We start from the raw sequence: 20,820 nt of genomic DNA on the forward strand, positions 1-20,820 counted from the left end.
AATGTCAGAACAATTAGAACATATACATTGCCTTATAATAGGTAGTGGTCCTGCTGGATATACAGCGGCTATTTATGCAGCGCGTGCCGATTTAAAACCAGTTATGTATACAGGCCCTCAACCTGGTGGGCAGTTAACCATTACTAACGATGTTGAAAATTATCCAGGTTATCCTACAGGTATTATGGGACCGGAAATGATGGAAGATTTCAGAAAACAGGCGGAACGATTTGGAACAGATATTCGTTACGGAATGGTAACTAAGGTAAATTTTGATGGTATTCCACCTTATAAAATCACGATTGATGAAACCAAAGAAGTACTGGCCGATACGGTAATTATTTCGACTGGTGCCAGTGCTAAATGGCTAGGCATTGAAAGCGAAACCAAACTAAACGGACATGGTGTTTCGGCTTGTGCTGTTTGCGATGGTTTCTTTTTCAGAGGTAAAGAGGTAGCTATTGTGGGTGCCGGTGATACTGCTTGCGAAGAAGCAAGTTACCTGTCAAAAATATGCAGTAAAGTATATATGATAGTGAGGAAAGAAGAGTTCAGAGCATCTAAAGTGATGCAGCACAGGGTAGAAAACACTCCGAATATTGAAATTTTATTTAACTCTGAAACAGATGAAATTTTGGGTGACCACAAAGTAGAGGGGGTAAGAGTAAAAAATAATAAAACAGGCGAATTAAGAACAATAGAGCTAGGTGGTTTTTTTGTGGCCATTGGCCATAAACCCAATACTGAAATATTTGCACCGTACCTTGAAATGGACGAAACAGGTTACTTAATTACGGTACCAGGTACCAGTAAAACAATAGTGGAAGGTGTATTTGCTTGTGGCGATGCGCAGGATAAAATTTATCGACAAGCGGTAACGGCTGCTGGTAGCGGTTGTATGGCTGCACTGGATGCAGAACGTTATTTATCTGCTAAACAATTTGGCATGCACGCTTAACAAAAAGCCTCTTAGTAAATTTGCTAAGAGGCTTTTTTTATGAATACATATTGGTTAGGCTTGTTCTTCCCAAACCTGAACCAGTTCTACCAATACATCAACAGCTTTTTGCATATCCTGAACACTTACGTATTCCTGTTTGCTATGTATAGCCATTTCACCTGTAAAGATATTGGGACAAGGTAAACCCATAAAAGAAAGTCTTGAGCCATCAGTACCACCGCGAATATTGGTTTTTACAACCTGTAAGCCGGCACGTTTATATGCTTCTTCTGCATTGGCCATTACTTGCGGAAATTGATCCAAAATTTCTTTCATGTTTCTGTATTGCTCAGTTACTTTTATTTCAAAAGTAGCACCCGCAAATTTATCAATGGTTTTTTGTGCCAAATCAGTAAGCATGGCTTCATGTTCCTTTAGTTTAGCAGTTTCAAAATCGCGTACTATAAAACCAACCGTAGCTTTTTCAACGGTACCTTCTATAGAAACAGGATGCACAAAACCTTCATAGCCATCTGTTTTTTCAGGGCACATATTGTCGCTTGGCAATAAACTGGTAAAGTATGAAGCTGCTTTTATAGCACTTACCATTTTGTTTTTAGCATAACCCGGATGTGCACTAATACCATGAAATATTACTTTACAGCCATCAGCACTAAATGTTTCTCCTTCTAGGTGAGCTCTTTCCCCACCATCTAAGGTATAGCCAAAATCAGCATTTAGTTTTTTCATATCTATCTTATCTACTCCCTGGCCAATTTCTTCGTCAGGCGTAAATAAAACTCTGATATCACCATGTTTAATTTCCGGGTGATTGATAAGCAATTGAGTTAAATCCATAATGATAGCCACACCTGCTTTATCATCGGCACCTAATAAGGTTAAACCGCTTGCCGTAATTAAATCGTCACCAATTCTTTCCAACAAATAAGGATGATTTTTTGAAGATAGCACAACAGTATTGTCGTCAGGCATTACAATATCTTGCCCGTTCCAGTTTTTATGTAATACAGGTTTAACATTGGTGCCGCTACAGTCAGGGCTTGTGTCAACATGCGAGCAAAAACAAATAACAGGAACTTTTTTAGTAGTGTTTGAAGGAATAGTGGCATATACATAACCAAACTCATCCGTTTCTACTTTCTCTAAACCTAAATCAAGTAATTGCTGGCAAAGTAATTTACTTAAATCCTTTTGTTTTTCACTACTTGGATTACTGGTACTATTGGGGTCGGCAGTCGTATCTATTTGCACGTATTGCATTAATCTTTCTGCTACAGAATATTTATAATTTTGCATGGTAATGTGTTAAATTGTTTTGCATGCAAGGTTAAATATTCTGGCTAAATTTTATTCATAAAAATACAGCTAAACATTATTTTTTTGTGATAAATCTACTTTGCTTAAATGATGTTAATATTTTTGTCATGAATAGTTTTTATAAATAGTAAAACCGCTTATTTTCGCACGGATTTAAAATTAAATAACATGAACATTTCAGTTGATTATGCGGCAATATTTATCCAGTTTTTGGTAGGTTTTGGCTTTGTGGCTACTACTATGGTGGCTACGCATTACCTTGGCCCTAAGCGTAAAACAAGTGATAAGCTGGAGATTTTCGAATGTGGAATCGATAGCCAGGGAAATGCTCGCTTACCTTTTTCTATAAAATATTTTTTAACAGCTATATTGTTTGTAATGTTCGATGTGGAAGTTATTTTTATGTACCCATGGGCTGTTAATTTTAAAGAATTAGGCACTCACGGTTTTGTTGAAATGCTTCTTTTTATTGGAACACTGTTAATTGGCTTTGCCTATATTATTAAGCGTGGTGCTTTAAAATGGGAATAATCAGATTTTTCTTCCCCGGTTAAATCTATAAAATTAAAAACGCTCAATCGATAAATAACTTAGAATGTCAGATATAAAAATTTCACCAACTCCACCAAGTATCGAAGGACCAGGCTTTCAAGCTACCTCGTTAGATAAAATAATTGGATTGGCCAGAGCAAATTCACTTTGGCCTTTGCCTTTTGCTACTTCGTGTTGTGGTATTGAGTTTATGGCTACCATGGGTTCAAATTACGATTTGGCTCGTTTTGGTTCAGAACGTATCAGCTTTTCACCTCGCCAAGCCGATGTTTTATTGGTAGCCGGAACAATTGCTAAAAAAATGGGTCCGGTTTTAAAACAAGTATATTTACAAATGGCTGAACCACGTTGGGTAATAGCCATTGGTGCTTGTGCATCAAGCGGTGGTATATTTGATACCTATTCAGTATTACAAGGAATAGATAAAGTAATTCCTGTAGATGTATATGTGCCGGGTTGTCCTCCGCGCCCTGAGCAAATAATAGATGGTATTTTAAAATTACAGGAAATAGTTAAAAACGAATCGCTTCGCAGAAGAAATTCAGATGAGTATAAAGCGCTTTTAGGAAGTTACGGAATACAATAATGGTAAACATAGATAATCAATATATTTTAGCTGAAATTACCAATCAATTTGGCGATAAAGTGTATAGCTCATACGAGCCATATGGTTTGTTAACCATTGAGTTTGATAAAAACAATATCAAAGATTTACTTCAGTTTTTATACAATCACAAAGAATTGCAAATGCAGTTTTTAACTGATGTATGTGGTATTCATTACCCTGAAGTAAAAGGCAAGGAAATAGGAGCAGTTTATCATATACACAGCTTAGTAAACAATATACGTTTACGTGTGAAATGTTATATGCCTGTTGAAAATCCTAGTATAGATTCAGCTACGTTTTTATTTAGCTCGGCTAACTGGCAAGAACGTGAAACCTTTGACTTTTATGGCATAAATTTTATCGGGCATCCTAATTTAAGACGCATTTTAAATGTGGACGAAATGGACTATTTCCCAATGAGAAAAGAGTATCCATTAGAAGACGGAACAAGAACAGATAAAAACGATAGTTATTTTGGACGATAAATCCTTTGGGTTTTAAATGATATAAAATTAAATGATTGAATCATTAGAATTAAATACAAAAAGCGAGAAAGAGGATTATAATATTTTAAATCTCGGTCCTACACATCCTGCTACACATGGTGTGTTTCAAAATATATTGAAAATGGATGGTGAAATTATTCATGATGCCACTTCAACCATAGGATATATACACCGTGCTTTTGAAAAAATTGCAGAACATCGCCCATATTATCAAATAACACCATTAACTGACAGGTTAAACTATTGTTCATCACCCATTAACAATATGGGTTGGCACATGACAGTAGAAAAATTATTGGGTGTAGAAATACCAAAGCGTGTTGATTACATGCGTGTAATTATTATGGAATTAGCGCGTATTGCCGACCATTTGGTTTGTAATGCAGTTATTGGAGTAGATACTGGTGCGTTAACAGGATTTACTTACATGTTCCAATGGCGTGAAAAAATATACGACATTTACGAACAAGTTTGTGGTGCACGCTTAACAACCAATATTGGCAGAATAGGTGGATTAGAAAGAGATTTTACACCGGAATGTATTAGACGTATACGTGAATTTTTAACCGATTTTCCTAAATACTTTGATGAGTTTTCAGGCTTGCTTGAACGCAACAGAATATTTATGGACAGGATTATAAATGTAGGGCCAATAAGCGCTGAACGTGCTTTAAACTATGGCTTTACTGGTCCTAATTTACGAGCAGCAGGCGTTGATTACGATGTACGCGTAATGAATCCATATAGTTCATATCAAGATTTTGATTTTATGATTCCTTTGGGAACACAAGGTGATACCTATGATAGATTTATGGTTCGTCAGCATGAAATCAGAGAAAGTTTAAAAATTATAACACAAGCTTTAGAAAATTTACCGGAAGGTAAATTTTTTGCGGATGTGCCTGATTTCTTTTTGCCCCCAAAAGAAGAAGTGTATAATAATATGGAAGCTTTAATTTTCCACTTTAAAATAGTAATGGGCGAAGCAACAGTTCCTGTTGGCGAAGTGTATCACTCGGTAGAAGGTGGAAATGGCGAATTAGGATTTTACATGGTAAGTGATGGCGGACGTGCTCCTTATCGTTTGCATTTCCGCAGACCATGTTTTATATTTTACCAAGCTTACCCGGAAATGATAAAAGGTTCGATGCTTTCAGATGCTATTTTAACCATGAGTAGCATGAATGTAATTGCTGGCGAATTGGACGCATAAATAATTATGAATTATGAATTATGAATTTTGAATGGACTTTTATTCAATCTTTTTTGTTCATATTATTATATAAAAACAACTTAATACGGATACTAGTTTTGGATAATCCAACATTCAAAATCTGACATTCAAAATTTAAAAAGATGAGTGAAATAAAATTTAATGATGAAACACTTGCCATGGTGCAAAGTATTATCAAACGTTATCCCGAAGGCAAGCAGAAATCGGCATTACTACCACTTTTGCATTTAGCACAAGCTGAATTTAATGGTTGGTTAAGTTCACCTGTAATGGATTATGTGGCATCGTTATTAAATATTAAACCTGTTGAGGTATATGAAGTGGCTTCGTTTTACAGTATGTACAACTTAAAGCCGGTAGGAAAATGCTTGCTTGAGGTTTGCAGAACAAGTTCATGTTGGTTACGTGGTGCTAATGAAATAGTGGAGCATATTGAAAATAAATTGGGTATTAAAGATGGAGAAACCACTGCCGATGGTAAGTTTACTTTAAAAACAGTTGAATGTTTGGGTAGTTGCGGAACAGCGCCAATGCTTCAATTGGGTGCAGACTTTCATGAAAACCTGACATTTGAAAAAGTTGATGCTTTAATTAGCGAATGGAGCAATAAAGCTGAGCATAGTAAATATTTAGACATTGATACATTTAGAAAAAACTAAACGTAATTATTAATTCTGAGAGCTAAATTACAATGAGTAAAAAAATATTATTAGAACATATAAACGTACCGGGAATTAATACTTTAGCCGTATACCGTGAAAAAGGTGGTTATGCTTCAGTTGAAAAAGCTTTGAAAACAATGGCACCGGATGCTATTGTAGAAGAGGTTAAAAAATCAGGTTTACGCGGACGTGGTGGAGCTGGTTTTCCAACAGGCATGAAATGGAGTTTTTTAGCTAAACCAGAAGGTGTAGCCAGATACTTAGTTTGTAATGCTGATGAAAGCGAACCGGGAACTTTTAAAGACAGGTATTTAATGGAAAAAATTCCTCATTTATTAATTGAGGGAATGATTACTTCAAGCTTTGCTTTAGGAGCTAATAGTTCATACATTTATGTACGTGGGGAGTATTTTTATATTATTAAAATATTGGAAAAAGCCATTGCCGATGCTTATGAAGCAGGTTGGTTAGGCAAAAATATTTTAGGAACTGGTTATGATTTGGATTTATATGTGCAAGCGGGTGCTGGTGCTTATATATGTGGAGAAGAAACAGCTTTATTAGAAAGCTTGGAAGGTAAACGTGGTAACCCAAGAATTAAGCCTCCATTCCCTGCTATAGCCGGTTTGTACGGTTGCCCAACAGTGGTAAACAATGTAGAAACCATTGCAGCCGTTGTACCTATTGTAAACAATGGTGGCGATTGGTATGCAGGCATTGGTATTGGAAAATCAACAGGAACTAAATTAATTTCAGCATCAGGACATATTAATAAACCCGGTGTGTACGAAATTGAAATGGGCATTACCGTAGAAGATTTTATATATAGTGAAGAGTATTGCGGTGGTATAAAAAATGGTAAAAAACTAAAAGCAGTAGTTGCCGGAGGCTCATCAGTGCCTATTTTACCTGCCGAAATGATATTAACTACTGCCAGTGGCGAAAAACGCTTAATGAGCTACGAAAGTTTAGCTGACGGTGGTTTTGCAACAGGAACCATGTTAGGTTCAGGCGGATTTATAGTAATGGATGAAACCACAAGTATTGTACAAAACTTACATACGTTTGCTCGTTTCTATCACCATGAAAGCTGCGGACAATGCAGCCCATGTCGTGAAGGGACAGGTTGGATGGAAAAAATATTGCATAAAATATTAGATGGACATGGTACTATACAAGACGTAGATTTACTTTGGGAAATTCAACGTAAAATAGAAGGAAATACCATTTGTCCGTTAGGTGATGCAGCAGCTTGGCCGGTGGCAAGTGCTATTCGTCATTTCAGACACGAGTTTGAAGAGTATGTGAAAAATCCTGCTGTAATTAAGGAAGTAAAGCATTACCATAACATGCATAATTTAGCAACAGCATAAATATAAAGTCTGATTAACGACTAAAAGAAATTATAAATGGCAAAAGTAACAATAGACGGACAAACAATAGAAGTAGCAGACGGAACAACCATTTTGCAGGCTGCACGTATGATAGGGCCAGAAGTGGCTCCGCCAACTATGTGCTATTATAGTAAACTAAAAACCAGTGGTGGTTATTGCCGCACTTGTTTGGTTGAAGTAAGCAAAGGTTCAGAAAAAGATCCTCGTCCTATGCCTAAATTAGTAGCAAGTTGTCGTACTACTATTATGGATGGTATGGAAGTAAAAAATGTTACTTCCGAAAAAGTAATAGATGCACGTAAAGGAGTAGTAGAATTTTTATTGTTAAACCATCCTTTAGATTGCCCTATTTGTGACCAAGCAGGAGAGTGCCAGTTACAAGATTTAGGTTACGAACACGGCTCTGCTAAAACGCGTACCGATTTTGAACGTAGAACGTTTGATAAAATAAATATTGGTAATAAAATCCAGTTACACATGACCCGTTGTATACTTTGCTACCGTTGTGTAAAAGTAGCCGAGCAAATTACCGATGGACGTGTGCATGGAGTAATGAATCGTGGCGATGCAAGTGAAATATCAACGTATATTGAACAAGCTATTGAAAACGATTTTAGCGGAAACGTAATTGATGTTTGTCCCGTTGGTGCATTAACTGATAAAACATTCCGATTTAAAAGCCGTGTTTGGTTTACCAAACCGGTAGATGCACATAGAGATTGCGATAAATGCTGTGGCAAAGTGGTAATTTGGTATAAAGGTGAAGACGTTTTACGTGTTACCGGTCGTAAAGACCAATGGGGCGAAGTAGAAGAGTTTATTTGCAATACTTGCCGTTTTGATAAAAAGAGTACCAGTGACTGGACTATTGAAGCTCCTACAGCTATTAGCCATCAATCAGTTATTTCAGCTAATCATTACGAGAAAATGGTAAGACCAAAAGAATTAACATTAAATAATATAAAACCAATTGCTTTAACGGAGGGAGATAACAAATAATGTTTTTATTATTTTTTAAAATAGCACTTATAGTCATTTTATTTTTAATAAGCCTAGGTGTTGCTGCTTATGCTACTTATGGTGAACGTAAGGTGGCTGCATTTATGCAAGATAGAATCGGGCCAGATCGTGCAGGACCATTTGGTCTATTACAACCCATTGCCGATGGCGTAAAAATGTTTATGAAAGAGGAAATTATTCCAAATGTTTCCGATAAGCTATTGTTTATTTTAGGTCCTTGCATTTTTATGATTACCGCTTTAATGACCAGTGCCGTTATTCCTTGGGGAACTGCAATGGAATTTAACGGTGTAAAATATGCATTGCAGGTAGCCGACATCAATATTGGAATTTTATACGTTTTTGGTGTAGTAAGTTTAGGTGTGTATGGTATTATGATTGGTGGCTGGGCGTCAAACAATAAGTTTGCTTTATTAGGTGCTGTGCGTGCTTCAAGTCAAATGATCAGTTATGAATTGGCTATGGGTATGTCGCTTATTGCCATTATCATGATGAGTGGTTCATTAAGTTTAACGGATATTGTAACAGCACAAGGTCAAGGAAACCTTTGGGGATTTATTCCAGTAAGTGGTTTAAACTGGAACATATTTTACCAACCCTTAGGATTCATTATTTTTCTTATTTGTGCTTTTGCAGAATGTAACAGAACACCTTTTGATTTACCGGAATGTGAAACAGAATTAGTAGGTGGTTACCATACAGAATACTCATCAATGAAACTAGGTTTATACTTATTTGCCGAGTATATCAATATGTTTATTTCTGGTGCTATTATTTCTTGCTTATATTTTGGTGGTTATAACTTTCCAGGCTTAGCTTATTTAAGTTCGGTTTTAGACCCTAATATAGTGGCTGTAATTAGTTTTGGTGCCTTGTTTACAAAAGCTATTTTCTTTGTATTCTTCTTTATGTGGATTCGTTGGACAATTCCGCGTTTCCGTTACGATCAACTAATGAAATTAGGCTGGCAAGTGTTATTGCCATTATCAATATTAAATGTATTATTAACCGGTGGCGGATTAACCTTTTTTAGCAAATAAAACAGAACAAAACATGGAAAATACAGTAAAAATTAATGATATAATTGATTATAAATTATTAACCGAACGCAAAGTTTTTTTATGGGGGCAGGTAGATGATGATTCTGCTAAACACGTAATTGATAGACTACTGTATTTGGATATGATTGAACCTGGAAAGGATATCACTTTAATTATAAATAGTCCCGGTGGGTATGTTACCTCTGGTTTTACTATTTATGACACCATAAAATCTATTAGCTCACCGGTGTCAACCGTTTGTATGGGTTTGGCAGCTTCTATGGGCTCAATATTGTTATCAGTTGGAACAAAAGGAAAACGTTATATATACCCTAATGCCAAAGTTATGATACACCAGCCAAGTGGTGGGGCTCAGGGGCAATCGTCAGACATACAAATACAGGCACAGGAAATTTTAAAAACAAAAAGATTAGGTGCCCAGATTTTAGCTGATAACTGTGGTCAAACAATAGAAAAAGTACTAGCTGATTTTGACCGTGATTATTGGATGGATGCAGACGAATCATTGGCATACGGAATAGTAGACGGTATAATAAAATAAAAGTAAAATGCAATTAACCAATAGATCAAAAGTAGTAAGCAATAAGGAAATGAGCTTTAAAGAAAAGCTTTATATTCCTGCTATATTATCGGGTATGGGCGTAACTTTTAAACACATGTTTAAAAAGAGCGTTTCATTGCGTTATCCTGAAGTTACCAGGGAGTTTAGCCCGGTTTACAGGGGCTTGCACGTTTTAAAACGCGATACTCAAGGACGCGAAAACTGTACAGCTTGTGGTTTATGTGCTGTTGCATGTCCTGCAGAAGCTATTACCATGGATGCAGCAGAGCGAAAAAAAGGCGAAGAGCATTTATACCGCGAAGAAAAATATGCAGCGAAATACGAAATAAATATGCTGCGTTGTATTTTCTGTGGTTTGTGTGAAGAAGCCTGCCCTAAAGATGCCATTTATTTAACTGACAGAATTGTTGAATCGGATTATAAACGTAACAGTTTTATATATGGTAAAGATGTGCTGGTTGAAAAAATGGAGCAACGAATAGATATTACCAAACGTAAAAAAAGCTATAAAATTGATTAGGATCAGAGATGGTTTTATAAAAAAAGCGACTAAATTTTAGTCGCTTTTTTTATGACATATTACCACTTAATTTCCTTGGGTAAAAACTGACTGGTCTCGCCATTATTTCTTATTAAATCACGTACTACCGATGAACTGATGGGTGTATACGCAGGGTCGCACATTAAGAAAACAGTTTCCGTTTGCGGATGAATTATTTTATTCATTTGGGCTATGTTTTTTTCATAGTCAAAATCAGCCATGGTGCGTATACCACGTAAAATATATTGTGCGTTTATTTCTTCACAAAAAGTAACAGTTAGTCCTTCGTATGCTTTTGCCTGTACTTTTGGTTCATCAACAAAAATATCGTGAATCCATTGTAAACGCTGCTCAATAGTGAATAATGTACTCTTAGAGCTATTATGGCCAATACCCACTATAATTTCATCAAATAAAGGTATTGCACGTTCTATTATGTTTACGTGTCCAATGGTTATAGGATCAAAAGTTCCTGGAAAAAGAGCGATGCGTTTCATCAAAATAAAATTAGGTATGTTTAAAAAAACTAAAAGCCGATTGGCCGTATTTTCTACAATCAAAAAAATGCTTTTGTTGGCTTAAATCCAAATTGCTTTGGTGTTCAACTATAAGCCATCCATCCATATTAAGCAGTTCTTTATTAAAAATGTGTTCAGGAATACTTGCTAAAGTATCTAATGCATAAGGTGCATCGGCAAAAATAATATCAAATTTTTCATCGCATTGCTGAATAAAAGTAAAGGCATTTTTCTTAAATGTTTTCAGCTGGGTAAACTGATGCTTTTTGGCTGTTTCTTTTATAAAGTTTACGCAGCCAAAATCTAAATCAACACTCACTACTTTATCAGCTCCTCTGCTACAAAACTCATACGCTACATTACCTGTTCCACTAAATAAATCTAAACAATGCAGTTTACTAAAGTTAAAGTTGTTTTCTAAAATATTGAACAAACTTTCTTTGGCCCTGTCCGTTGTGGGGCGCACTGGTAAACCTTTAGGAGGATTAATAATAATTCCTTTATGTGTGCCACTGATTATTCGCAAAGCAATACGCTTGAAGCAGCAAAATAAAAATGTGCAGGCATTTTTGAAAAATCTATCGGGTAAGTGAATTTATCTAGACGTTTACCCAATTCAATTTGGCTACAATATTTTTTTAGTAATAAGTACTGGCTGTCATTTACCTCAATACCTCCAAATACCACTAAATGCAGGTCTTTACTTATATTTAATTGCTCAGCAACAGCCAATACATAATAGGCTATGTCTGTTTGGTTATCAAATTTAAAGTTGTTGTAAAAATGAATCTGGTCGTTTTTAAATTGCAAAATCTCAATATAATCAACGTGCAAATTTAAGTAAAGCGTATGCTCCCTATTTGTTTCTTCCAAGTGGCTGCATGCTTTTATAAACAGCAATGACTGATGCAGTATTTCTGCCGTTGGCATATTGAAACGAATAAATTTCAATATTTCGTTTCTGATATTGAATAAGCTAACCGTATGATGTAAGTTTAACTTATTGTATAATACTTGCGAATTAACCTTTATACGTTTGTTTAACTGGTAATACGACTCTGATTCTATAATATTATTTAAGCTATCAGGTACTAAAGTGCAGTTGTCGTCAGCTATAATTACTTTTTTACTTTTATAGTTGGGTTTAAATTCATCAGTTACTTCCTCCAGTTCTTTTAGCTGGTCATAATTCATATCTAAAAATGAAATAGAATTATTGGTAAATATTTTAAATGAAACTACCCTGTTTATTTGTTCGTCAGCTATTATTGATAACATTTCATGCTGTGCAATAATTAAAAAGTACTGATATCTAAAACTACTTTCAGCGTTATAGTCGCTATCAATGTAATGTTTTACTTGTAGTGATAAATTATTTTCTGTTTGCATGAGCTAGACTTACATTCGCAAAATATTTTATTTAACTTAAAAACGTAAATTATTTTATTAACCATGATAGAAAACTTGAACTGGACGCCTGCTAATACTAATTTTAAAGAAATGATTATTGAAAAATCAGTTGGAAATTTGTTTATGCAGGATGTAGGTTATCAATTTAAAACCATAGAGGCCGGTTATATTGAAACGTATTTGGATTTAGAACAAAGGCATTTACAACAAATGGGTTTTGCTCATGGAGGTGTTACTGCTACCATGGCCGATATTACAACCGGTTTTGCTGCCTATACTTTGGTAAATACAAACCAGGGTGTAGTTACGGTTGATTTAAAAGTTAATTATATAAATCCGGGTAAAGGGCAGCGTTTAAAAGCTGTAGGGCATGTATACAAAGCAGGCAGTAAGTTGATGTTTTGTAAATGCGAAATATTTATTGTGAACAACGGACAGGAAACACAAATAGCCTTTGCTGACAGTATAATGGCAATATTGAACGAAAGTGATGTAAAGAAATAAACCAATCAGGAGGGGAGATAGAACAATTTATTCAAAGCCAAGTTGCTTGATTATTTGTTCTATTTGCCAATCTTCTACCGGATTATATTCATCTTTTAAATTACCACCAAAAAATTTGGTCATACCTTGCCAGTAATAAGCAGTAAAGCTACCCCGATATGTTTCTAATAATTCATAAGTAGTTTTACCTGTTTCTCTATAAATAAGCTTAATAAGTATTTTACCCTGGCTAACAGTCAATCCTTTTAAGTCATCCATAAACTGATCCTTTATATTGGCCTCCGTTTTCTTTAAGTAAGCTTTACGAGCCTTTTCCGTATTTAGTAACTGCAGGTTTTGCTCCAGCATTTGGTATCTGAAAGCTGCCAGCTTAGCATAGGGTAACGCTTTTTTTACGTTGTATACCAAACGCTGGTATTTTTTTTCGTATTCAGGATCCTTCTGCGCGTTTACAATAAAGTCGGGTAATGTTATGTTCCGAATAGTATCCTGTGCTTTTGAGCCAAGCATACATAACAAAGCAACGAATAGAAATAGTGATTTAGGCATAATACTTTTTGTTCAAGAAAATATAATGCCAAAAATATCTTTAATTAGGTGAAATTTCAACTTGATGTTTTTTTAACAGGAATTTTAATTTTCTCACCCCATACCTGAAACGACCTTGAATGGTATTTATATTTTCACCTAAATGGTCTGCAATTTCCCTGAATTTCATATTGCCCCATTGTTTTAAGATAATAACCTCTTGTTGATCTTGCGGTAGCTCCAGTATTAGTTGTCGTATTATTTTAGCTTCTTGTTCAGCTTCATATTCAACAAAAGGCATTTTAACCTTGTCGTCAGCATAGTTATCAAAATAAGAGTATGATTCATCTTCGTCAGATGAACTGATGAAACTGGAGAATACAATGTCTTTTTTTCGTGATGATTTACGTAGGTAATCGATACAAAAATTGTTGCATAAACACAGTAGATAAGGCTTGAACTTACCAATTTCAGTGTATCTACCATCATTGATTACTTCAATAATTTTGATGAATACATTTTGGAAAATTTCTTCAGCATCATCTTTACTTTTTACTTTTTGTAAAATAGTAGCGAATGCAGCATTTTTATGCTTACGCAGTAAAATTTCAAAGCTACGGGCATTACCATTCAGATACTGAATAATTAATTCATCGTCACTAACATTTGAAGTTTGCATGGTTTTAGGCTTTTAAAGGTTTTGTAAATCTTTTAGCAAACAGTAATTTTTAATTGGTTAGTGTAAATATGTGTGTGTATAGGCGATGAATTGGTTGATTGTGAAAACGAATTTACTAACAAATATCATAAATGCAAGTATTCGGTAAAAAAATATGAAAAATAAATTAAAACGAACTAAAAAGGAATTTAGCTCGTTAACTAATGCTGGATATTATTATAAAGCAGTATTAAACAGCAGCCTTTTTCGACTGAAACATTTCAGCTAAAACAGCCACCGTTTTATCAATATCTTCACGGGTGTTTTGTTTACCAAACGAAAAACGAACAGGTGCTCTGTTAGGTTCTACATTTAAAGCACGTAATACATGGCTTCCTACTTCTGAACCACTACTGCAAGCGCTGCCACCACTTACTGAAATACCTGCAATGTCTAATTTAAACAATAACATTTCGCCTATAGGATGAGGAGGAAATGAAACATTTAACACGGTATATAATGAGTTACCTTCTGCATCACCATTAAATTTTATTTCAGGTATGGCAGCCTTCAATTTTTCAATCATATATGTTTTTAACGATTGAATTTGTGCTTGTTTTTCTGCTACGTGGCTATAAGCTAATTCTAAGGCTGTAGTAAGTCCAACTATACCATACAGGTTTTCTGTACCACCACGCATGTTTCTTTCCTGTGCTCCACCGGTAATAAATGGTTGTAATTTGGTAGAGGAGTTTATATAAATAAAGCCAACTCCCTTAGGGCCGTTAAATTTATGCGCAGCACAAGCTATAAAATGTACTTTTAACTTTTGTACATCAATAGGGTAGTGGCCTATGGTTTGAACAGTATCGCAATGGAATAAAGCATTGTATTGCTCGCATAAATTACCTACTTGTTCAACGTTTAATAAATTACCGATTTCATTGTTGGCATGCATTAAACTTACCAAAGCATTGGGGTTGTTTTTTAATAGTTCTTCTAAATGTTCGTAATTAACATGTCCATTCTCTGTTAATTGAACCAAATGCATTTTTATTTTTCCTGCGTGGTCAAGCTCTTCTATAGTATGTAACACGGCATGGTGCTCAATAGGAGAGGTAATAATGTTTTTTATATTGTAATCTTTTACCGCTTTTCTAATAGCCATATTATCGGCTTCGGTACCGCCTGAAGTAAAAAATACTTCACCCGGTGAACAATTGATTAGCTGAGCAACTTTCCTTCTGCATTCTTCAATTAAACTACGCGTTACTCTACCATGCGCATGGGTACTACTTGGATTTCCAAATTCGTTCACCATTACGTTGTACATGGCATCTGCAACTGTTTTGTCAAGAGGAGTGGTTGCTGCGTTATCAAGATAAATTCTGTCCATACTATTAAAAAAAGTTTTCAAAAATACGTGATTAATTTATAATCGCTAATAAAAATTCAGGAATGGCTTTTAGCCATTTTGGTTCTTATTTTACTTAAAAACTCAGCGCTTATCCCTAAAAATGAGGCAATATGGTGCTGGGCTACGCGCTGGGGTATTTCGGGATAGGTTAATAAAAATGTTTTGTAACGTGTTTCAGCATCTTTTGATAAAGTATTTAAAAAACGTTGTTGCAAAGCGGCATGTGTTTTCTGAATCATTAACCTGAACATGCGTTCAAATTGCGGCACTGTTTCAAATAGTTTTTCTTTATCCTGCTTTTCTATAATAAACAGCTCACAGTCTTCTAATGCCTGAATGTTAAGTTGAGTAGGCGTGTTTTGTGTATAACTGGCCAAATCACTTACCCACCAGTTTTCGGTACCAAAATGTAATACTACTTCCTGGTCGTTTTCATCAATATGGTAAATACGCATACAACCTTTAATAATGAAGGCTTCAAAGTTGCAAACCTCACCCATAGTAAGTAAAAGTGTTTTGCGTTTTACTTTTTTAAACCGTAATATGGAATGAAAAAAGTTGAGTTCACTTTCGTTAAGTGTGATGCAGTTAAAAATGTATTGATCTATTTGATTATACATAACTTTAGTTTATAGCTAGTTTACGATATAAGGATGATAGTTTTGTTGCTTCTTTTTGCCAGTTGTAGTGGGTTTCAGTAGCACTTAAACAAGCACTGATACAGTTATTATAAAATGCAGTATCATTAAATAGTTTTGCTATGGCATCACTTACTTCAGTAGCATTATTTAAATCAACAGCTATTCCTACTTGGTATTTTTGCAACACATCAGTATAAATGGTGCTGTTACAAAAAACGGAAGGTAAACCTACTGCCAGGTATTCAAAAAACTTTCTTTCATGGCTCACAATCATTTCAGTGGGCTGGTTTTTTAAACAAATGGCTATTCTGCATTGCATGCTTATTTTATAAGCAGTATCCATATCCAAGTATCCATAAAAATGAATTTGATTTTTTATTTCATGGTAATGCGGATTGCTTTCAAAGTTTTGATCGGTTCGTGAGCCAAAATAACCAACGCAGTGCAGGTAATATACTTGGCCTTTTTGTTTCAGTAAATAAAGGGCATTGATTAAAACATTGATGTCGTAATACATATCCTTAATCATGCCCACATAAAATATATGATTACCTGTTAACGATAGCCTGTCATCTATGCAATAGGGTTTCATTTTTTCTGCATCGGCAAAATTTTCAATAATGGTATACTGGTTTGGTTTTACATGGAAAATGGGCAAGAAAGAGTCGTTGGCAACTACCGGTATATAATGAATATGCTTACTTGAATAACTTAAAAGTCTATCGTAAAAGTTGGCAATTAACTGTTTTCGTTTTGCGGGAATCCATGGTTTTAGTAAAATATCCTGTTTGGTATTTTCATGAATATCGTAAATTACTTTTTTGCCTAAAAGGGAAAGCAATAATCCAAATGGAAGCATTTCAGCATCGTGTATATGGTAAATATGTGCTTGTTCTTTTAATGCCAGTGTGAAAACGTTAAAAATAGTGGCAAAAACTCTCTGCCAACGATTTTTAGGTTTGGGAATACCAATAATTTTAACCCCGTTTTTATTACCTGAATAATTGCCGATGGCAATTAAAGTTACATCAAAATCAGTTGCCATACTTACACATTCCCGATAAAAAACGCGTGTGTCTATAATACTATGTACTGAAGAAAAATGGCAGATTTTAATTTTCAATTGATTATTTTAAAAATATGGAGCAAGGTAAAAAAAAATGTACAATTTGAAATACATCAATCAAAAAAGCTAAATAATTCGTACTGGTTTTCGGAGTTTAGCTGCCATGAAAAATGCTGTAATCCGTTGCTGATGATAATGATTTTACATTTGAATTGTTGGTTGTACAAGGCTAATTGCAGGGCTGTTTCGCTGTTTAGTTGAATAGATGGTGCTTTGCATTCAATTAAAATATCAGTTTCTGCATTTTTGTTAAAAACTAAAACATCAAACCTTTTTGTAGTATTTAAGTACACTATTTGTCGTTCCACAGCAATATGCGCTTTGCTAATATTTTTGTGCGTAATTAAATAGCTAATAATGTGCTGTCTTACCCACTCTTCGGGGTTTAAGCTTACAAATTTTTTCCTTATCTGGTCGTAAATAAAGGGTTTATTTTGCTGCTTTTTTAGCTTAAATGGATATGTTGGTAGGTTAAGGTGCAAAGTTTTGTATACAAATGTTCACAAATCAAATAAAAAGGCTCGAAAACTTTTAATTATTTGCAAACATAAAATAAACGAAAAGTGGCTACAGAAATATCTCTTCAGTTCAATAAAATAATGCAGGATTTAAAGGCAAAAAAGTTTGCTCCGGTTTATGTTTTGCATGGCGAAGAAACCTATTTTGTTGATGTTATTGCAAATTATATAGAACATAATGCATTAGCTGAACATGAAAAAGGCTTTAACCAAACCATATTTTATGCTAAGGATATAGAGCCTAATCAGGTAATTGAAAGTGCCAGGCGTTTCCCTATGATGGCTGATAAGCAACTTATTATTGTAAAGGAAGCACAGGGATTTAAAAACTTTGATTCATTTGAAACTTATTTAGAAAAGCCGGTTCCCAGTACTATATTGGTTATATGTGTAAAAGGGAAAAAGCTTGATAAACGTACCAAATTCTATAAATCGGCCGACAAGTATGTAACTTTTGAGAGTGCCAAACTATATGAAAAGGATTTATTACCTTGGATAAAAAGTTATGTTCAAACGCAGGGATACACTATCAACGATAAATCGATTGCATTGATTGCTGACTCGTTGGGAAGTGATTTATCAAAAATTGCCAATGAATTGGATAAACTGTTTATCAATAAAAACGGCCCTGATAAAGACATAACGGATAATGATATTGAAAAGTATATAGGCATTAGTAAAGAGTTTAATCCCTATGAATTATTATCAGCTATAGCTGCAAAAAACTCACACAGGGTGTTTAAAATAGCCCATCATTTATCAAGAAATAAAGACTTTTCTATTATTCCTTTTGTAGCTATGGCTAGCGGTATGTTTGCCAAAGCTTACATCATTTCAAAAACAAATACACGCGATAAAAAAACAATTCAGTCAGCATTTGGGTTAGGTTACTATCAGGCTGATGATTATGTGAATTTGGTAAAAAATTACTCCATGAACGAATTGGAACGTATTATAGCCTTGTGTGCTCAATACGACTTAAAAAGCAAGGGAATCAATAGTGTAGCGCTAAGTAGCCAGGAAATATTAAAAGATTTTTTGGTAAGACTATTCAAATAAACCCACCGCTCGGCTTGATAATTTGTTATTTAATTGTTATTTCTGCATTTTAAAATAAACTAAAAAGAGTATTTATATGAAGAGAATTTTCCTATTTGGTATGGCTGCCTTAAGCATTTCTGCTTTTGCGCAAGCACCGCAAAAAACAAGACTTGCAAAGGTTACAACAGGAGTTGAACCAATGCAAGCTACAAAAACTGTGAAGGAAGCTGACAAGCCTTCGGTAGTTAGAGTAAATGGTTCTAACAAATCAACTGCAACTTTTGGTAAAGGTGCAGAATTTCAAAGAACAGCTAAAGTTGGTGAAACTTTTAACAACCAACAAACCAATGGTTCTGTAGCTAACCACGTTTACTTACATGCCGGTGGAAAGGTTTCTTTAACCTGGACAACTGCTCAGGACAATCCTTCGCAAGGATCTAACTCAAGGGGTTCTGGTTATAATCATTTCAATGGAACTTCATGGATAAACCCAACTCAGGCATCTTTAAGAATTGACCCTGAGCGTACAGGTTTCCCTTGTTATGCATACAGCGCAGCTACAAACGAAGAAATGATTATATCGCACGTAGTAAAAGCTTCGGGTACTCCAAATGCGGGTGCTGCAACCGGTTTAATGTTAAACCGCAAAACCGGATTAGGTGCTGGTACCTGGACAGGAACTACTGTTTTAGATTCATCTAACATAGCTATACCGGGTGTTCTTTGGAACAGAAGTGTAGTATCGGGTAACTATTTACACGTATTTGCTTCTTTTACTGATTCTGGAACCAACCAACCTAACAGACCTTATATTAATGGTGTTAGAACGCCTCAGGTTTATTCACGTTTAAACATTAGCGGTAATACTTGGGAAGTTAAAAAACAAGTATTAACAGGTTACAACTCTGACCGTATCTGGAGTGGTGGAGGTGATAACTATGCAATGGATGCAAGAGGTTCAAACGTAGCTATTTTAATAGGTGGATTAACTGATGATATGATGTTATTCAAATCAACAGATAACGGAGATACCTGGACTAAAACCATTATTGATTCATTCCCGGTACCTGCTTACGATTACAAAACTTTAGTAGATACTGCTATGTCGAATGATGGAACAGTTAGCGTTGTTTTAGATGCTGACGGTAACGCACATTGCTTCTGGGCTATCAGCCAGGTGTTAGATAACGATACTACTGATAACTCAGTTACTTTCTTTAGAGGTGCAGGTTTAAATGAAATCAGACACTGGAAAGAAGGTACTCCTTTAGATAGTATTCAAATTATTGGTCAATCGCCTGATGCTGACGGAAGCGGTGCTTTAAATTTAAGTGCAAGCTGGAATGCAACAAGTGCTAGATATGGTAATATTTCCATTACTTCTATGCCACATGCTTCTATTGTAGGAGATACTATTTTCATGATATTTTCTGGTATGACTGAAGGTGATGCTGATGCTAACGGAAGAAACTACAGAGATGTGTTTTTAACTTACTCAACTGATAAAGGTGCTACTTGGGATACTACTATGCAAAACTTAACCCAATACATGGGCTTTAACTTAGAAGAAATGTACGCAAGTATTTCTCCAACAAGTGATGCTAACTTACACATTACTTTCTCTCAAAGCTCTTCAATTGGTGCTTATGATGCAACTAACAATCCTGATGCATTAGGTCCTTATGATTTGGTTTACATGAGCATTCCTAAATCGTCTATCTTAGCTAAAAAAACAGGTATTTCTACCCTTAAAAACGAAGTGTTTAATGTAGTTTCAAACTACCCTAATCCATTTAACGGTAAAACTAACATCAGCGTTAACTTTAAACAAAGTACTAATGCAGTAGTTCGCGTATTAAACGTAATGGGACAAGAAGTTTATAACCAATCATACGATAAAATTCCTGCAGGTTTATCTAACTTAGAAGTTAATCTTTCTAATGTGGCTGCCGGTGTTTATTTCTACAGCATTGAAGCCAATGGTTTTAAAGCTACAGGTAAAATGATTGCTGAATAAGCAGTACCTTTTATCCAACAAAAAA

General features: G+C 35.0%; 24 protein-coding genes. 14 read left to right on the forward strand and 10 right to left on the reverse strand.

The genetic code is table 11. The features are described 5' to 3' along the window. Window position 1: 1 nt before the first annotated feature. Window positions 2–958, forward strand: a complete 957-nt coding sequence (trxB, locus tag V4538_09300) for a thioredoxin-disulfide reductase (protein ID MES2381226.1) — start codon at window positions 2–4, stop codon at window positions 956–958. Window positions 959–1,012: 54 nt separating this feature from the next. Here trxB and pepT read toward each other — a convergent pair whose 3' ends face one another. After that, window positions 1,013–2,257, reverse strand: coding sequence for a peptidase T (gene pepT / locus V4538_09305; protein ID MES2381227.1), 1,245 nt, complete (start codon window positions 2,255–2,257; stop codon window positions 1,013–1,015). 189 nt (window positions 2,258–2,446) lie between these two features. Here pepT and V4538_09310 point away from each other — a divergent pair, with 189 nt between their 5' ends. From V4538_09310 to V4538_09355, 10 genes are all read left to right on the forward strand, one after another. After that, window positions 2,447–2,809 (forward strand): NADH-quinone oxidoreductase subunit A, encoded by a 363-nt coding sequence (locus V4538_09310; protein MES2381228.1) that lies wholly within the window; start codon window positions 2,447–2,449, stop codon window positions 2,807–2,809. A 64-nt stretch (window positions 2,810–2,873) separates the two neighbouring features. Further along, complete coding sequence (locus V4538_09315; protein MES2381229.1) at window positions 2,874–3,416, forward strand: NADH-quinone oxidoreductase subunit B; 543 nt, start codon at window positions 2,874–2,876, stop codon at window positions 3,414–3,416. Next, a complete protein-coding gene (locus tag V4538_09320; GenBank protein MES2381230.1) occupies window positions 3,416–3,922 on the forward strand; it encodes an NADH-quinone oxidoreductase subunit C in 507 nt (168 codons plus the stop codon). Before V4538_09315 ends, V4538_09320 begins: the two co-directional genes overlap by 1 nt. Before the next feature lie 31 nt (window positions 3,923–3,953). Beyond that, the gene (locus V4538_09325; GenBank protein ID MES2381231.1) at window positions 3,954–5,156 is read left to right on the forward strand and encodes an NADH-quinone oxidoreductase subunit D; all 1,203 of its coding nucleotides are present in this window, start codon (window positions 3,954–3,956) and stop codon (window positions 5,154–5,156) included. Window positions 5,157–5,299: 143 nt separating this feature from the next. Then, on the forward strand, window positions 5,300–5,836 hold the full coding sequence (gene nuoE, locus V4538_09330; GenBank protein MES2381232.1) for an NADH-quinone oxidoreductase subunit NuoE: 537 nt from the start codon (window positions 5,300–5,302) through the stop codon (window positions 5,834–5,836). A gap of 32 nt (window positions 5,837–5,868) precedes the next feature. Beyond that, window positions 5,869–7,212 (forward strand): NADH-quinone oxidoreductase subunit NuoF, encoded by a 1,344-nt coding sequence (gene nuoF, locus V4538_09335; protein ID MES2381233.1) that lies wholly within the window; start codon window positions 5,869–5,871, stop codon window positions 7,210–7,212. 36 nt (window positions 7,213–7,248) lie between these two features. Then, entirely contained in the window at window positions 7,249–8,232 is a 984-nt protein-coding gene (locus tag V4538_09340; protein MES2381234.1) for a 2Fe-2S iron-sulfur cluster-binding protein, read from the forward strand. Next, a complete protein-coding gene (nuoH, locus tag V4538_09345) occupies window positions 8,232–9,293 on the forward strand; it encodes an NADH-quinone oxidoreductase subunit NuoH (GenBank protein ID MES2381235.1) in 1,062 nt (353 codons plus the stop codon). The genes V4538_09340 and nuoH overlap by 1 nt, the downstream gene beginning before the upstream one ends. A 13-nt stretch (window positions 9,294–9,306) precedes the next feature. Continuing rightward, on the forward strand, window positions 9,307–9,855 hold the full coding sequence (locus tag V4538_09350) for an ATP-dependent Clp protease proteolytic subunit (GenBank protein MES2381236.1): 549 nt from the start codon (window positions 9,307–9,309) through the stop codon (window positions 9,853–9,855). Between the two features lie 7 nt (window positions 9,856–9,862). Next, on the forward strand, window positions 9,863–10,396 hold the full coding sequence (locus V4538_09355) for an NADH-quinone oxidoreductase subunit I (GenBank protein MES2381237.1): 534 nt from the start codon (window positions 9,863–9,865) through the stop codon (window positions 10,394–10,396). A gap of 59 nt (window positions 10,397–10,455) precedes the next feature. On the opposite strand, the gene coaD is transcribed toward V4538_09355, so the two are convergent. From coaD to V4538_09370, 3 genes are read right to left on the reverse strand one after another with little or no spacing between them, the layout of a single operon-like run. Next, on the reverse strand, window positions 10,456–10,914 hold the full coding sequence (coaD, locus tag V4538_09360) for a pantetheine-phosphate adenylyltransferase (protein ID MES2381238.1): 459 nt from the start codon (window positions 10,912–10,914) through the stop codon (window positions 10,456–10,458). Window positions 10,915–10,924: 10 nt separating this feature from the next. After that, on the reverse strand, window positions 10,925–11,461 hold the full coding sequence (locus V4538_09365; protein MES2381239.1) for an RsmD family RNA methyltransferase: 537 nt from the start codon (window positions 11,459–11,461) through the stop codon (window positions 10,925–10,927). Then, window positions 11,452–12,324: a DUF3822 family protein gene (locus V4538_09370; protein MES2381240.1), complete on the reverse strand. Its 873-nt coding sequence runs from the start codon at window positions 12,322–12,324 to the stop codon at window positions 11,452–11,454. The genes V4538_09365 and V4538_09370 overlap by 10 nt, the downstream gene beginning before the upstream one ends. A 63-nt stretch (window positions 12,325–12,387) precedes the next feature. Between V4538_09370 and V4538_09375 the strand changes: the two genes are divergently transcribed. Then, window positions 12,388–12,849 carry a PaaI family thioesterase gene (locus V4538_09375; protein MES2381241.1) on the forward strand — a complete coding sequence of 154 codons (462 nt, stop codon included), beginning with the start codon at window positions 12,388–12,390 and terminating at the stop codon, window positions 12,847–12,849. A gap of 27 nt (window positions 12,850–12,876) precedes the next feature. Here the strand turns inward: V4538_09375 and V4538_09380 are convergent, their stop codons facing one another. From V4538_09380 to V4538_09405, 6 genes are all read right to left on the reverse strand, one after another. Then, entirely contained in the window at window positions 12,877–13,398 is a 522-nt protein-coding gene (locus tag V4538_09380) for a DUF4294 domain-containing protein (protein ID MES2381242.1), read from the reverse strand. Window positions 13,399–13,438: 40 nt separating this feature from the next. Further along, window positions 13,439–14,056: a sigma-70 family RNA polymerase sigma factor gene (locus V4538_09385; protein ID MES2381243.1), complete on the reverse strand. Its 618-nt coding sequence runs from the start codon at window positions 14,054–14,056 to the stop codon at window positions 13,439–13,441. Window positions 14,057–14,285: 229 nt separating this feature from the next. Continuing rightward, window positions 14,286–15,431, reverse strand: coding sequence for a cysteine desulfurase family protein (locus V4538_09390; GenBank protein ID MES2381244.1), 1,146 nt, complete (start codon window positions 15,429–15,431; stop codon window positions 14,286–14,288). A gap of 56 nt (window positions 15,432–15,487) precedes the next feature. Then, window positions 15,488–16,072, reverse strand: coding sequence for a Crp/Fnr family transcriptional regulator (locus tag V4538_09395; GenBank protein ID MES2381245.1), 585 nt, complete (start codon window positions 16,070–16,072; stop codon window positions 15,488–15,490). Window positions 16,073–16,076: 4 nt separating this feature from the next. Next, a complete protein-coding gene (locus V4538_09400; GenBank protein MES2381246.1) occupies window positions 16,077–17,216 on the reverse strand; it encodes a glycosyltransferase in 1,140 nt (379 codons plus the stop codon). A 56-nt stretch (window positions 17,217–17,272) separates the two neighbouring features. Further along, window positions 17,273–17,701 (reverse strand): type I restriction enzyme HsdR N-terminal domain-containing protein, encoded by a 429-nt coding sequence (locus V4538_09405; protein ID MES2381247.1) that lies wholly within the window; start codon window positions 17,699–17,701, stop codon window positions 17,273–17,275. An 81-nt stretch (window positions 17,702–17,782) separates the two neighbouring features. Between V4538_09405 and holA the strand changes: the two genes are divergently transcribed. Beyond that, entirely contained in the window at window positions 17,783–18,796 is a 1,014-nt protein-coding gene (holA, locus tag V4538_09410) for a DNA polymerase III subunit delta (protein ID MES2381248.1), read from the forward strand. A gap of 76 nt (window positions 18,797–18,872) precedes the next feature. Continuing rightward, complete coding sequence (locus V4538_09415) at window positions 18,873–20,795, forward strand: T9SS type A sorting domain-containing protein (protein MES2381249.1); 1,923 nt, start codon at window positions 18,873–18,875, stop codon at window positions 20,793–20,795. Window positions 20,796–20,820 lie beyond the last annotated feature (25 nt).

This window comes from Bacteroidota bacterium, from assembly GCA_040388375.1.
Taxonomy (GTDB): Bacteria; Bacteroidota; Bacteroidia; order UKL13-3; family UKL13-3; genus JAAFJM01.

Excerpts from the sequence above, each read along its gene's own strand:
- V4538_09310 (MES2381228.1), top strand. The coding sequence starts at position 2,447 with ATGAACATTTCAGTTGATTATGCGGCAATATTTATCCAGTTTTTGGTA.
- trxB (MES2381226.1), top strand. The coding sequence starts at position 2 with ATGTCAGAACAATTAGAACATATACATTGCCTTATAATAGGTAGTGGT.
- V4538_09380 (MES2381242.1), bottom strand. The coding sequence starts at position 13,398 with ATGCCTAAATCACTATTTCTATTCGTTGCTTTGTTATGTATGCTTGGC.
- coaD (MES2381238.1), bottom strand. The coding sequence starts at position 10,914 with ATGAAACGCATCGCTCTTTTTCCAGGAACTTTTGATCCTATAACCATT.
- V4538_09325 (MES2381231.1), top strand. The coding sequence starts at position 3,954 with ATGATTGAATCATTAGAATTAAATACAAAAAGCGAGAAAGAGGATTAT.
- nuoF (MES2381233.1), top strand. The coding sequence starts at position 5,869 with ATGAGTAAAAAAATATTATTAGAACATATAAACGTACCGGGAATTAAT.
- V4538_09375 (MES2381241.1), top strand. The coding sequence starts at position 12,388 with ATGATAGAAAACTTGAACTGGACGCCTGCTAATACTAATTTTAAAGAA.
- V4538_09395 (MES2381245.1), bottom strand. The coding sequence starts at position 16,072 with ATGTATAATCAAATAGATCAATACATTTTTAACTGCATCACACTTAAC.
- nuoH (MES2381235.1), top strand. The coding sequence starts at position 8,232 with ATGTTTTTATTATTTTTTAAAATAGCACTTATAGTCATTTTATTTTTA.
- V4538_09370 (MES2381240.1), bottom strand. The coding sequence starts at position 12,324 with ATGCAAACAGAAAATAATTTATCACTACAAGTAAAACATTACATTGAT.
- pepT (MES2381227.1), bottom strand. The coding sequence starts at position 2,257 with ATGCAAAATTATAAATATTCTGTAGCAGAAAGATTAATGCAATACGTG.
- V4538_09340 (MES2381234.1), top strand. The coding sequence starts at position 7,249 with ATGGCAAAAGTAACAATAGACGGACAAACAATAGAAGTAGCAGACGGA.
- V4538_09390 (MES2381244.1), bottom strand. The coding sequence starts at position 15,431 with ATGGACAGAATTTATCTTGATAACGCAGCAACCACTCCTCTTGACAAA.
- nuoE (MES2381232.1), top strand. The coding sequence starts at position 5,300 with ATGAGTGAAATAAAATTTAATGATGAAACACTTGCCATGGTGCAAAGT.
- V4538_09355 (MES2381237.1), top strand. The coding sequence starts at position 9,863 with ATGCAATTAACCAATAGATCAAAAGTAGTAAGCAATAAGGAAATGAGC.
- V4538_09415 (MES2381249.1), top strand. The coding sequence starts at position 18,873 with ATGAAGAGAATTTTCCTATTTGGTATGGCTGCCTTAAGCATTTCTGCT.
- V4538_09350 (MES2381236.1), top strand. The coding sequence starts at position 9,307 with ATGGAAAATACAGTAAAAATTAATGATATAATTGATTATAAATTATTA.
- V4538_09385 (MES2381243.1), bottom strand. The coding sequence starts at position 14,056 with ATGCAAACTTCAAATGTTAGTGACGATGAATTAATTATTCAGTATCTG.
- V4538_09315 (MES2381229.1), top strand. The coding sequence starts at position 2,874 with ATGTCAGATATAAAAATTTCACCAACTCCACCAAGTATCGAAGGACCA.
- V4538_09320 (MES2381230.1), top strand. The coding sequence starts at position 3,416 with ATGGTAAACATAGATAATCAATATATTTTAGCTGAAATTACCAATCAA.